The sequence below is a fragment of the Gayadomonas joobiniege G7 genome (assembly GCF_000300815.1).
Taxonomy (GTDB): Bacteria; Pseudomonadota; Gammaproteobacteria; order Enterobacterales; family Alteromonadaceae; genus Catenovulum; species Catenovulum joobiniege.
This window is the reverse complement of the sequence record NZ_AMRX01000001.1, coordinates 593212-606300: the sequence shown is the minus strand read 5'-3', so window position 1 is coordinate 606300 and position 13089 is coordinate 593212. Positions and strand designations below refer to the sequence as shown.

At 40.4% G+C, this 13089-nt stretch carries 10 protein-coding genes; 5 read left to right on the top strand and 5 right to left on the bottom strand.

All coding sequences use genetic code 11. The features are described 5' to 3' along the window. Positions 1-31: 31 nt before the first annotated feature. Positions 32-2923 carry a bifunctional [glutamate--ammonia ligase]-adenylyl-L-tyrosine phosphorylase/[glutamate--ammonia-ligase] adenylyltransferase gene (gene glnE, locus C727_RS0102950; RefSeq protein ID WP_017444139.1) on the top strand — a complete coding sequence of 964 codons (2892 nt, stop codon included), beginning with the start codon at positions 32-34 and terminating at the stop codon, positions 2921-2923. 73 nt (positions 2924-2996) lie between these two features. Here glnE and C727_RS0102945 read toward each other — a convergent pair whose 3' ends face one another. After that, entirely contained in the window at positions 2997-3947 is a 951-nt protein-coding gene (locus tag C727_RS0102945) for a bifunctional GNAT family N-acetyltransferase/hotdog fold thioesterase (RefSeq protein WP_017444138.1), read from the bottom strand. Between the two features lie 60 nt (positions 3948-4007). Between C727_RS0102945 and C727_RS0102940 the strand changes: the two genes are divergently transcribed. Continuing rightward, positions 4008-4673 carry a spermidine synthase gene (locus C727_RS0102940; RefSeq protein WP_017444137.1) on the top strand — a complete coding sequence of 222 codons (666 nt, stop codon included), beginning with the start codon at positions 4008-4010 and terminating at the stop codon, positions 4671-4673. Positions 4674-4677: 4 nt separating this feature from the next. Here the strand turns inward: C727_RS0102940 and C727_RS0102935 are convergent, their stop codons facing one another. From C727_RS0102935 to C727_RS17845, 3 genes are read right to left on the bottom strand one after another with little or no spacing between them, the layout of a single operon-like run. Beyond that, complete coding sequence (locus C727_RS0102935; RefSeq protein WP_017444136.1) at positions 4678-5262, bottom strand: thioredoxin family protein; 585 nt, start codon at positions 5260-5262, stop codon at positions 4678-4680. Between the two features lie 13 nt (positions 5263-5275). Further along, positions 5276-5785: a DUF2937 family protein gene (locus C727_RS0102930; protein WP_017444135.1), complete on the bottom strand. Its 510-nt coding sequence runs from the start codon at positions 5783-5785 to the stop codon at positions 5276-5278. Continuing rightward, complete coding sequence (locus tag C727_RS17845; RefSeq protein ID WP_017444134.1) at positions 5782-7086, bottom strand: MFS transporter; 1305 nt, start codon at positions 7084-7086, stop codon at positions 5782-5784. Before C727_RS17845 ends, C727_RS0102930 begins: the two co-directional genes overlap by 4 nt. Before the next feature lie 206 nt (positions 7087-7292). Here C727_RS17845 and C727_RS0102920 point away from each other — a divergent pair, with 206 nt between their 5' ends. Beyond that, positions 7293-8531 carry a GGDEF domain-containing response regulator gene (locus tag C727_RS0102920; RefSeq protein WP_017444133.1) on the top strand — a complete coding sequence of 413 codons (1239 nt, stop codon included), beginning with the start codon at positions 7293-7295 and terminating at the stop codon, positions 8529-8531. A gap of 46 nt (positions 8532-8577) precedes the next feature. Here the strand turns inward: C727_RS0102920 and C727_RS0102915 are convergent, their stop codons facing one another. Next, complete coding sequence (locus C727_RS0102915) at positions 8578-9432, bottom strand: 3-keto-disaccharide hydrolase (protein WP_017444132.1); 855 nt, start codon at positions 9430-9432, stop codon at positions 8578-8580. Positions 9433-9564: 132 nt separating this feature from the next. Between C727_RS0102915 and C727_RS0102910 the strand changes: the two genes are divergently transcribed. Continuing rightward, the gene (locus C727_RS0102910; RefSeq protein WP_017444131.1) at positions 9565-10314 is read left to right on the top strand and encodes a MipA/OmpV family protein; all 750 of its coding nucleotides are present in this window, start codon (positions 9565-9567) and stop codon (positions 10312-10314) included. Between the two features lie 234 nt (positions 10315-10548). Next, the gene (locus tag C727_RS0102905; protein WP_017444130.1) at positions 10549-12633 is read left to right on the top strand and encodes a TonB-dependent siderophore receptor; all 2085 of its coding nucleotides are present in this window, start codon (positions 10549-10551) and stop codon (positions 12631-12633) included. The last annotated feature ends 456 nt before the right edge of the window (positions 12634-13089 follow it).

The window sequence follows — 13089 nt, the reverse complement described above, 5'->3', positions numbered from 1 at the left end:
ATTCTAAAAATTTGATATCAGGGCTCACTTTATGGCTTTTACGCAGTTAAATCAATTTGCACCTTTGCATTCTGACTTTTTATCTTTACCAGCGGACTTACAAAAAAAAGGGCAAGCCAGTTGGCAACAAGTTAGCTACCGCCATGACGACTATAATCAACTGCCAGATTCACAGCAAAACAACTTAAAATGGCAGTTTTCTATGAGTGACTTTATTCGTGATGTTGCGCAACAGCAAGCAAAAGATATTCAATATTTAGTCACAAGCAAACAGTCCGCCAAAGAGCAGCTATCCAGCGCCAGCGAAACTTTTATCAGCGGATTTAACAACATCACCACAGAGCCGGAACTGCATAAATATTTGCGCCAATTTAGAAACGCACAAATGGCACGTATCGCTTGGTTTGACTTTTCTGGAGAACTGCCGCTGGATGATGCATTAGCGGCTATTTCTAAAACCGCAGATGATATTATTAAATATACCACAGATTGGCTATACACAGAGCTGACTAACGGATTGGGTACACCAAGCAATCATGCCGGCGAAGCACAACCATTTTTTGTTTTAGGCATGGGAAAACTGGGTGGGCAAGAGCTTAATTTTTCGTCTGATATCGATTTGATATTTTGTTACCCAGATGCAGGTGAAACTAAAGGTGGCCGTAGATCATTGAGCAACCAAGAGTTTTTTACTCGTCTTGGACAAAGGTTAATCACTGCACTACATCAACAAACCTCAGATGGTTTTGTATATCGAGTTGATATGCGCTTACGCCCCTATGGAGATAGTGGACCTTTGGTGATGAACTTTAATATGCTCGAAAATTACTACGAAGAACAAGGCCGAGATTGGGAAAGATACGCCATGTTAAAAGCCCGTATCATTACCGCTGAACGCTGGGCTGAACATCCTGAGGTGAGTTATTTAAAAAGTCTGATCAGACCATTTGTTTACCGCCGTTATATCGACTTTTCGGCGATAGAATCTCTGCGCAAAATGAAGCGCTTGATCGCTCAAGAAAATCGCCGCAAAGGGCTTTACAATAATATTAAGTTGGGCGAAGGTGGCATCCGAGAAGTTGAATTTATTGTGCAAGCCTTTCAACTGATCCGTGGCGGTCGTGAACCTGAGCTTCGTACCCGTTCTACACGGGAGGCACTTAAAAAATTAGCCGCAACAGGTGAGTTAAGCGAACAGGATTTACAAATGCTCACCGATGGTTATTACTTTTTACGTAAAACCGAACATATCTTGCAACAAATTGCCGACAAACAAACCCAAACTCTGCCCGATGATACACTCGACCAATTGCGCCTCACAACCAGTATGGGATTTAACGACTGGCAGGCATTTATTGAGCAACTTCAACAACACACTCAGAATATTCACAACATTTTCATCGATATCGTCCGGGAAGAAAACGAAGACGATAGCGAAATAAGCTTTGATTATTGGATCAGCCCTTTGGAAAAAGAAGTTGCTATTCATCAGCTTAATGAAGATCACCCACAATTGGATGCTGACGCCTTTTGGCAGCAAATTTGTGAATGTCATGAGCAGGTGAATAAAAGAGCCGTCGGGCCCCGTGGTAACGAGATTATGAGTAAATTAATGCCACGGCTGATTGAACTCTGCTTGCACTCAGATGAACCAGTTGACAGCATTTTTAGGATCCGTGAGTTAATTACGGCGATTTGTACCCGTACCGCGTATTTAGAACTGCTATACGAAAACCAAGAAACCTGCCAGCAATTGCTTAACTTTATTCAAGCCAGTCCTTGGATCGCTCAACAGCTCAACAAACAAGCATTTTTATTAGACGAATTATTAGATCCCCGCCAACTATACCGCGAATTAGACGCATCTCAATACAAAGCAGATTTACGTGAGCGGCTACTCCGAATCGACGATCAGGATTTAGAAAGCGCAATGGATACTTTGCGTCAGTTCAAACATGCTTACCAGCTAAGAATAGCCGCCGCAGACCTTATGGGTTACTTGCCTCTAATGAAAGTGAGTGATCACTTAACCTGGCTCGCTGAAGCGATAGTTGAACAAGTTGTTAATTTAGCCTGGAGCCAAATGAGGGCTAAATACGGTAAACCAGAAAATTTAACTGGCAGCGATAAAGGGTTTGCAGTTTTAGCTTACGGCAAAATGGGTGGACTAGAATTTGGCTATGGCTCAGATTTAGATTTAGTATTTGTCCATAATCAAGATCCAAATTGCCATACCCAAGGGGAAAAACCGATTGGTATTACGCAATTTTATATTCGCCTCGCTCAGCGCATTATGCACCTTTTTTCTACTCAAACCCAAGCAGGCATTTTATACGAGTTAGATCTGCGGTTGCGTCCGTCGGGCAACTCTGGGTTATTAGTATCTCCAGTGCAAGGTTTTATCGACTATCAAAATAACACAGCATGGACATGGGAGCATCAGGCTCTGGTAAGATGCCGACCTGTTGTTGGCGATCCCGCCTTGCTTGATGAATTGGCTGATATACGCCAGCAGATCTTGCAGCAAAAACGTGACAAAAAAAGTTTAAAAGCAGATGTGATAAAAATGCGGGAAAAAATGCATTCGCATTTAAACCAAGGCAGTGAGTCTTGTTTTGATTTAAAACAAGATAGAGGCGGCATTACAGATATCGAATTTATTACCCAGTACATAGTGCTGTTACATAGCCACCAACACTCTGAGCTGACCAAATATTCAGATAATATTCGAATTTTAGGTGAAGCTGCCGCTGCTGGTGTTATTAGCCAAATCGAAGCCGAACAACTTATTGAAGCTTATAAACTCATGCGCAACCAAACCCACAAGCTAGCACTGGCTCAGAAAAAAGTCATTACCGACTTAGGGCCTTTTAAAACCTCACGAGACCATGTCAGTGCTATCTGGCAGCGCATTTTTGCCTAAACAGTTGATAGGCAGCCCGCTTATACGCGGGCTTTGCTAAGACGCATTTTAATTGCATCCACCTGCTTGTTTATTAAGGGGCAGGTGGATGTGACTCTGCCAATAAATCATCACTCGCCTGCTCAGGCAAAATATAATATTCGCCAAAAAAATCACCGCATTTTCTTGCATCATCATATAAGCAGACCTGCAGTCTGAGACGGGCTTTTTTGCCTTTGCGAAGCGGCGCTAACTCACCTTCGATATTATTTAAATGAACTTTAGCGATCGGATGTTTTGTAATGGCTTTTCGGTACGAAATTTCACCTTTACCTAACACAATACTGCCGCGTAAGCTGGTTTCTTTTAATAATAAATGCACCATCCCCCAGCCAGCTAAAGTAGCCATAGAATAAATAGACCCGGCAAACATGGTTTTATGCATATTAATATTGGCGTTTAAGGCGGCACGCACTTCAAATTGTGCCCCTGTATACTGAAACACCTTAATTCCCATGGCTTGAGTGATTGGTATTTTGTTTAACCAGGTTTCTTGCAGCTCTTTACACCAAAGTGGGTGACGTAATATGCCATCAAACTCAGACAGCTTTTTAACCATTTGCCTACGATTACTCGGCTGTCCGCCAGGAATATCAATAATTGGATTATCTATGACCTGATAACCGCAATGTTCAAAAAAGGCTACACTATCTGCGCGCGAAAAAGTAATCACCCTTTTTGCATTTTGGGCGCGTGCCACTTGCTCCAAGGTGGTCATAATAAGTGAACCTAACCCTTTGCCACGACAATTAGAACAAACCGCAACATGACGAATTTGTGCTTCGTCCTGGCTAACAAAGTGGACTCGACCAACCGCTAATACTCGGCCATCTGAGCCATAAACCATACGGTGTTCTGCTAAACTGTCGTATTCATCTTTCTCTGAGCCAGGCGGAAAACCAAAAGGCTCTTTTAGCATTTGCCAGCGCAAATGATAATATTTTTCCAGCTCTTGCTCGGTTTTCGGAGTAATTATTTGATACATAATATTTAAAACTGAGGTAGCATATTGAGAAATTAAAGTATCAGATTAACGGTAAATGCTTTGCTTGTCGATTTAAAACACAGTTTAGTGCAAGGTCAATTATTGACCTATTTAAAACAAAACAGTGTCTGCTGGCAAATTCAGCAAAATGAAAACTACCGCTGGCTGCTAATGGATGAAACCATTCAATCTGTCATGTCGCTTGAGCAAAGTAGCTTGCTGACGTTACCCCACCAGCAGCCATTAAAAGGGTTAGTAGACATATTACCACAACAACCGCGCGTGCTTGAACTTGGATTAGGCGGTGGCAGTAATGCAAGATATATCATCTCGCAAAGGCCCGAAGCAATCATAGATGTAGTTGAGTGCAGCCAAATTGTAATCGACTGGTTCGACCGTTATTTTAACCCCACCGCAATTACTTTACATTGTCATAAAGCGAACGCCGGCGATTTTTTACAACAACCCGCCGGCCAATTCGATTTGTTGATTAGTGATATTTTTAATCAACAATATTCTGTATTTAGTCAACTGCTAGAGACAGTCTTACCGCGCTTAGCCCGTGTTATAAAACCACACGGGTTTGCGTACCTAAACTTTATTCCCGATCGCGTTAGCGAAGGCCAACAGCTTAAACGGGCATTGCTGGATTCTGAGTTTAAACTGCTGTGGGGTGAACAAATTATAGGTTTTAAAAACTGGGTGTATTTAGTCGAAAGACGTTAACACACTAATCTTGTTTCCACTTAATACTGCAGCCAATAGACGGCGTTTGGTCTGGGTTAATTGGCTGATTGTTTAACAGTGCATCCATGGCCGCTGCTAAATCTTCACCGGTTGCTGGATTTTGACTAGAGTCATAATTTCCAGACGATATTCTATGCGGTCGTGTGCTGTCAAACTGTCCTCGATAAACTAATTTTTGCTGCTCATCAAATAGAAAGATATCCGGTGTACAAACCGCGTCATAAGCTTTTGCAACCGATTGTTCTGGGTCATATAAATAACTAAATGTGTACCCTTGTTTTTGTTTTTCTAGGTGCATGTTGGCAAAACTATCGGCCGGATATTGACTTGCATCATTGCTGTTAATAGCAACAAAGTCGATTCCTTTTTGCTGATATTCTGCGGCAAGTTTAGCTAATGCTGGCGCAATATGAATAACATACGGACAATGATTACAAATAAAGAGTACAACTAATCCTTTAGCAGATTGGTAATTTGCCAAGCTAATCCAGGTGCCATCGCTGGATTTTAAGTTAAAAGCCGGGGCTTGAGTGCCTAAAGCCATCATGCTAGATGCCAGTGTTGCCATATTCAAATGTGTCCTATGCTGGTTTACGAGTAGAGACTGCTGCTTTGCAGCAAAAACAGAGCGTACCCCAGAGTGTTTCAAATAACAAACTAAGTGCTATCGCGACCGAAAATCCCCAAGCCAACGCAGCCGTATTGAGCGGAACTAAATAGCTATATTCTTGCTGTGTTTGTGCCAAAACATCTGGCTGAGCATTGGTCACAACATGCCAAGCAACGAGCGGCTGTGACTGTTTAAATACTTCTTGTTCTTGCTCTAATGCCGCAACCCGACGAGCGATTTTTAATACACTTTGACTGTCATCCTGAATAACAGGATCTGAACTTTTTTCATAATGCTGAATAAGCTGGTCTAATTGACCATTAAAATACCTGTCGGCTGTTTGTTGAAAGCCAGATAAGTTTTGCTGAGCTTCGGCATACCTAGCAGTCGAAACCAACTGGTACTGTTGTAAAAAAGCAGGTACTTGCAGCCCCACTAATAGAAAAAAGGTAAATAAAATTAAACGAAAATATGTTTTCATAGGTTTTTGACCTGCTTTAGCTGCTGCAACCAATAATAGCTAAATAACAAGTTTAGACCCGCTAAAATGGCAAAATACACCAACAAAGATAAATTAAATACGGTTAACAACAAAATGGCCAGTGCAGCGCTAACAACCATGAAGAGTGCGTTAAATATATTGTTCGCAGCGACCATACTAGCACGCTCAGCTTGTGCCGCCGATAGCTGCAAAAGCGCATATAAAGGCACAACAAAAAAACCACCAAATAACCCCAATACAGCAAAGTTTGCCAATATCAGTTGGCCAGACAGTGACTGCATCAAATCAGCTGAGGTAACCAACCGTAAGCTATGCCCGTGTTGGCTGAGTAAATAAAAATTAAAACAACAAATAGATAAAATAAAAGCGCACAAGGGTAATTTGTTTAATTTTAAAGCCCCTTTACTCCAAATATTATACAGAATAGAACCTAACGCCAGCCCCAAAATAAACACAGCCAATATCACAGATACCCAAAACGGTTTGTCGGATACGTATTGCTCAACATATAAGGGAATTTGGGTTAATAAGCTCGCCCCTAAAAACCAAAACCAACTAATTAAAAAGATCACAGCCCGGCATTCTGCCTTTAACCACATAAGTTTAACCGTTGCAAAAAAGTTGGTTTGCGAATTTGAACGACCTTCTTCGCTTCCCGAGCTTTTTTTATTTTTGACAGGCGTAACACTTTGATTAGCTTTGAGCGCTAACGCTGAAATATAACCAATTAACGCAAAACCAATACAGCCAAAAGCCGCCACTGTTAATGCAAATTGCATAGACATAATAAGCCCCGCCAGCAAAGTCCCCGCAATAATCATGCTAAAGGTAGCCAACTCCACTAATCCCGTTGCAATTACTACCTGTTTACAACCTACCTGCTCGCTAATAATAGCGTATTTTAGTGGTCCAAAATAAGCTGACTGAGTTCCCATTAAAAATAACAACACAAGCATAAATTCAATTTGTAAACCCAATATAGCCATACTGGCAATTAACATTAAAACGAGCTCAAATAGCTTTAAACGTTTTAACATGTGCACTTTATCTTGCTGGTCGGCCAAACGTCCGGCATGTGCCGAAAACAAAAAAAAGGGTAAAATAAACAACGCAGCTGCTAAGTTAATATATAGACTAGCCGCCTCAGTGCTTTGGGGTAGATAAAAAGCTATAGCTAACAATATGATATTTTTATATAAATTATCATTGAATGCGCCAAGTGCTTGAGCAATAAAATAAGGCCCAAAACGTCGATCTTTAAGCAATGAAAAATGCTGCATAAAAAGTCTCAATTTAATTTAAATTTTTTTGAACTCATATAAGTTCCGCTAGTCTATTCAAGTGTGTTTTAAATGTGTTCCTGTTGTATCTCCCTTGTACCCGCCGCGGGATTTCCCGTTGGCGGTTTTTTTATCTAAGTTTTAACTTGAACTTAGCTGGCTATTGCTAATAAGATGCTACTAAATTTTTTTATTGAGCTTTACCCGTGCCCTTGCGTTTATTAATTGTTGAAGATTCGCCCCTTATTGCCCGAGTACAGAGTCATATTGGCCGGAAGCTGGGTTACACGGTTGATATTGCCCCAACCTTAAAACAAGCCAAAAACCTAATTGCCAGCAACCAGTACTTTTGTGCTGTCGTTGATTATACGTTACCTGATGCCCCATATGGTGAAGGTATCCCTGTTATCACAGAAGCCGGTATAGCAACAATAGTCATGACAGGCCGCCTCGATTTAGAAACCCGAAGAACTGTCGAAAAATATCCGTTAGTAGATTATATAACCAAAGAAAATAAACAAGCGTATTTATACCTAGAGAATCAACTCAAAAATCTGCCACGAAATTTAAACGTTAATATTTTAGTGGTAGATGATTCAGATACCATGCGTAAGCATATTGTTAGTTTATTAAATCGCCACAAATTTAATACCATCGAGGCGACAAACGGCTGGGATGCATATCAACAAATAGAAAAAAATCCAGCGATCAGTGTTGTGATCACAGATCACGAAATGCCGGTTATGAAAGGTGACGAATTATGCGCAAAAATACGTAACAAATACAGAAATGATGAAATGATCATCATAGGTATTTCACAAGTCGATGCCCATTATTTATCTTCTCGGTTTCTAAAAAATGGGGCAAACGATTATTTATGCAAACCTTTTATTGCAGAAGAGTTTTATTGTCGTATTAGTCAAAACCTAGATATGTTAGAGAACGTCGCAAAAATACGGCAGCAGGCCAATACAGACTATTTAACCGAACTACCTAACCGTCGGTTCTTTTTTGAACAGGGACGCAATAAAATTCAACTCGCGGAGCAAAATAAACAAAATGTCTGCTTGGCCATTGTTGACGTTGACCATTTTAAAAAGGTGAACGACACCCACGGCCATGATGCAGGTGATCTTGTTTTAAAAAGTTTAGCGGAGCGTTTAAAACAGCATTTTGCGCAGGATCTTGTTGCCCGTTTAGGGGGAGAAGAGTTTGTGATTTATATAGAAAACAAATCAACAGCCAGTGTTATCGGTCGGTTAGATTTAATCAGGTCAGAAATTGAACAACAGAGTGCTGCATTTAATTCACTCGGTGTTTGTTATACCTTGTCAATCGGTTTAGCTGCATCAAATTACCACCTTGAAACCTTGTTAAAACAAGCTGATATGCGCTTGTATAAAGCCAAACAAAGTGGCCGCAACAATCTAGTTTACAATGATTAAAACGGACCCGACCAAGTTTCTGATTGGGTCGATAAATATTTACACGCTATTTGAACAAATTTTTGCGTTTAATAAAGTTAGGCCAATCTTGAATGGGTCTAATTTTAATATCAGTGAAAAAAGCTTCCGCACCTTCTGACTGTATTTGAATTTGACCTTGATTTAATAATCGACCCGCCTGATCTTTTGAGTCTTGAATAGCCATCACTATGGTGTCGTTAACAACAAATACGGCTTTATCGTTCAGGGTAAACAACTCTACTTGATTCCATCGTCCACGTTCAAAATCGGGTTCAGATTGTGCATGTGTATAACCAGTTGCCAAATGAAGTTGTGTGTCTGCTTCATTAAAGGTTAAATACTTATCACCCACCCAATGACCTCGAACTTTAGCCGTTGGCCCAGCAAGTGGAATATAGTCACCAAAATCAGATTCTTGAATTTGCAGCTCGTGACAAGCTTTCCAAACTTTCCAAAATGCACCATGTGGCCCATAACAGTGAAATAATAAACCAGAATCTCGTTTGGCATTAAGTCTGGGTGCCCATTTTTTAGTGCCCCACTTTACTTTTAAGCTTAAGTGATAGTTTTTAAAAGACTTTTTAGACGTTAAACCACCATAAACTTCACCGGTAATATGTAAAGCTGGCTGACCCATTTCGGTATAAGAATTAAAAACCGCTTTAGGATCTTGATCCAACCCTATTGCATCCGCCGGATCGCCGTGCTGGTTTAAGTTGTCAGCTTTGAAGGTATTTGCTGGTAAATCAGTCACACTGGAATGCGGCACTCCCATCCAGATTTCCCATTGAGATAACTCTTTATCTAACAAATAGCGCCATTCATTAGCATGACTATTGGTAGTTAAAAACAACAAACAAATTAAAAAAAATTTTTGCATAAATGCCCCTTTATTTTATGCATGCAATAATAACTTCATATAAACAAATGTAAATAAAAGCCTGAAAAACGAACGATCTTTTGTCATGATAAAAGCGTAAATTGAAGTCTAACAATGATCAGGGAACCTTTTATGAACAAGCGATTCGCAGCAATGGCATGCCTACTGACAGTTTGTACCACAGCACACGGCAAAACAATGCCACAACAACAAATGTTTGGTTGGACATACGGTGTCGGTATTGGCATTAATCAAGAACTCTATAAAGGGTATGAAAGGCGTGTTATACCTATCCCTATGATTGGTTATCGCGGTGAAAAGTTTGATCTGTATGGCCCCTTTATGAGCTACAAAGCCTATCAAGCCGATGATTTTGCGATAAAACTAACGTTATCACCACGATTTGCAGGGTTTGATGAATCAGACAGTGATGTGTTTATTGGCATGGATGAACGAGAGTTCTCTTTTGATGCCGGACTTTCGCTGGAATATAACCCTAAACCTTGGAAAACCCGCTGGGCAGTTAAACAAGATATACTAGGTAAGTCTAACGGCACAGAGAGTCAATTAAGTATTAGCAAAAGCTACCGTTTTGGTCCCTTAGTTGTCTCACCGCAGGCCCAAATAGAATATCAAAGCCAAAATATGGTGGATTATTATTATGGCGTGAAAGCGCATGAAGCCACCGCAGAAAGACCCGAATATCAGCCCGACGCTGCCTATAATCCCAGCATAGGTACAGGTTTTATGATGCCAGGCTTAGGCGGCATGTTTAATGCTAATGTACGTTATACTTGGTATGACGATCAAATAGCCGATAGCCCATTAACTGAAAAAGACAGTAGTTTTTCATTTATGCTGGTCTATTCAAGATTTTTTTAACCTCTTATTTAACTCGATAAAAAATTTGGCTGCTTAGTCAATAAATCTGATAAAGACCAGACCAAGCAGTCAACAAAGTCTCCCCTATCTCTTATTTATAAAATTATTAGACGAGCATATTTAATATTTAAAATAAAAATTCACACTTGGTTATGTAAAACAAATTGCAAATGAAAGTTGTTTTCATTAAGATCCGCACCGAATAAAAATTAACAAGACTCAGCGGAACCTATAATGAAACTTAATGCGCTCTATTTAGCCCTCTTTACAACAGCGACTGCAGCCAATGCTGCGAGTACAAATAAACCAATGGAAACAATTGAAGTACAAGGCAGTTATTTTAATGACTATAAAGTTGACAATGCATCTGGCGCTATGCGCACATCAGCTTCATTATTAGAAACCTCTCAGTCTGTTTCTGTTATTCCAGAAACCATTGTTAACGAACAGCTTGCAACCACTTTAGGTGAAGTACTGACCAATGATGCCAGCTTAACCGCAGGCTCTCAGCAGCGTAACCGAGAAGTTTTTAATTTACGTGGTTTTGAATTAAGTTCATCAACTGGTTATTTACGAGACGGCCATCAGCATTGGTCGCATTACCAGCAGCCAATTGAAATTTTGCAGCAAGTAGAAGTGATCAAAGGCCCATCGAGTATTTTGTATGGTCAGTCTGGACCTGGTGGTTTGGTCAACATGGTCACCAAAAAACCCACAGCTAAACCCCTTTTAAACATAGGCGCAGACGTTGACCAGCACGGTTCAACCAGATTTATGTTAGATGCCAGCGGCGCATTAACTGACGATGAAAGCGTTAGAGCACGTAGTATTTTAGTAAAACAAGACGTTGATTATTGGCGTGAGTATCAAAATGGTGAAAACCGCGAACGTGACCGCTTTTTAGGCGCCTTAATTGTAGACTTTGATCTTTCTGACAATGCTTTAGTTCGCTTTCATTACGACCGTACCGATGATGAAGCCGGTTTAGATACAGGTGCTTGGATTGATGAAAATGCCAACATTTTAGGCGGTGATAAAACCATTCGTGATATGTCTTGGGCATTTACCGACATTACAGTTGAAAACTTAGGTATTGATTTAAAAATATTTTTAACTGATAACTGGCAAGTAAAATTAGGTTATAACGAGCAAACATTTGAGCGTCAGCGTTTTGAATCTGCACCGCGTAAACCAACCCCATTTAGCGAAGGTGATAGTTACGAATCACGTCCTTATGACCGTTTTGATGATTGGCAATTTAAAACTGCCTTTATCGACTTTATTGGCGAATTTGAAACTTTTGGCGTACAGCACCAGTTTTTAGTGGGTGCAAACTCATTAGATTATTATTATGGCCAACTACGCACCGCAGCCGACGAGTATGTTTATTATTCAGCCGGCCAGCCTGAGCCGGCCCGTCCAAACATTAGTTACAAAAGCGATGATAGTCTTGCTAAAACCGAATATGATTATTACGGATTTTACGTGCAAGACTTAATCACACTTTCTCCTGAGTGGCAGGTGTCTTTGGGTGGTCGCTTTGACAAGCAAAATCGAGAAGGTGCCGATAACGAATCTAGCTTACCAAAGTTTGGCGTTTTATATCACCCGAATGCATCAGCAACATTTTATGCCAGCTATTCTGAAGGTTTTGAACCGCAAAGCAGCGAAGTGTTAGACAATGAAACTGATTTGAATCATGGCATGAAGCTAGATGCGGTCACCTCTGAGCAACAAGAGATTGGGGTTAAATGGCAATTATTTGATGATAGGTTAATGTTAAGTGGTGCATTGTTTGATATTAGCAAAACAGGCACTTTAGTCACCGAACAGCTCGAAGTACCACAAGGTGAATTTACCTCAATTACAATGCAAGTCGGTGAACAGCGTCATAAAGGTTTTGAGATGGCTGCCCAAGGCGCTGCAACCGACCGTTTATTCGTTATGCTATCGACTATGTATTTAGATGCTAACTATGAACGTGACAATACACTGGAAGGCAAACGTCCAACCGATGCACCTAAATGGTCGGCTTCGTTATGGACCCGCTACGAATTAAATGAGGCAATTGCTTTTAATGCGGGCGCTTTTTATGAAGGCGAACGTTTTGCCGACAGCCAAAACACCATAATAAAAGATGCATATACCCGAGTGGATGTAGGTGCTACTTACAAGTTTGCTTACAACAATACAGATATCAACCTAAGGTTAAATATTGAAAACCTGTTTGATAAAAAATACCTTGGCGGTGGCGGCACCAATAATGTGACTATTGGCGAAGGTACCAACATGCGTATTGCCGCTCAATTTAACTTCTAACTCGACAAGCGTCAGTTAACTTTTGAGCCGATTAAAAAGCCTGCTTTTGCAGGCTTTTCGTTTTTTGTTGGATAAATGTTTAAGATCAATGAGGTAAAGCTAGATAGTGGTCGGCAGACCACTTAGATTAGCGGCAAAACAAACTGCATACAGAGGTTGGCCGAAATACACATTTGGTAAACAAGGAAAAGCTATATGAAAATTGATCAAGAAAGCTTGAAAATTGTTTTTATCCAACGCCGAGCTAGCAACTGTGACTAGCTCGGTTATGCCCCATTCCAATTTAGAGTTAATACCTATCACAGCCCTGATAATGTACGTTTGACTAAATTTTTATAATAAATCAATATGCCCTTGATTGAGTAATGTAAGATTGTTTTGGGGTTGCTCAGTAACCGTCCATATCATACATTATGTAAGTAAAACTAATGTACTTAGGCCGATAGGGGTAATAGG

What these genes read in the sequence shown, in the direction of transcription:
- glnE (WP_017444139.1), top strand. Translation starts at nt 32, where the DNA reads ATGGCTTTTACGCAGTTAAATCAATTTGCACCTTTGCATTCTGACTTT.
- C727_RS0102945 (WP_017444138.1), bottom strand. Translation starts at nt 3,947, where the DNA reads ATGTATCAAATAATTACTCCGAAAACCGAGCAAGAGCTGGAAAAATAT.
- C727_RS0102935 (WP_017444136.1), bottom strand. Translation starts at nt 5,262, where the DNA reads ATGGCAACACTGGCATCTAGCATGATGGCTTTAGGCACTCAAGCCCCG.
- C727_RS0102930 (WP_017444135.1), bottom strand. Translation starts at nt 5,785, where the DNA reads ATGAAAACATATTTTCGTTTAATTTTATTTACCTTTTTTCTATTAGTG.
- C727_RS17845 (WP_017444134.1), bottom strand. Translation starts at nt 7,086, where the DNA reads ATGCAGCATTTTTCATTGCTTAAAGATCGACGTTTTGGGCCTTATTTT.
- C727_RS0102915 (WP_017444132.1), bottom strand. Translation starts at nt 9,432, where the DNA reads ATGCAAAAATTTTTTTTAATTTGTTTGTTGTTTTTAACTACCAATAGT.
- C727_RS0102910 (WP_017444131.1), top strand. Translation starts at nt 9,565, where the DNA reads ATGAACAAGCGATTCGCAGCAATGGCATGCCTACTGACAGTTTGTACC.
- C727_RS0102905 (WP_017444130.1), top strand. Translation starts at nt 10,549, where the DNA reads ATGAAACTTAATGCGCTCTATTTAGCCCTCTTTACAACAGCGACTGCA.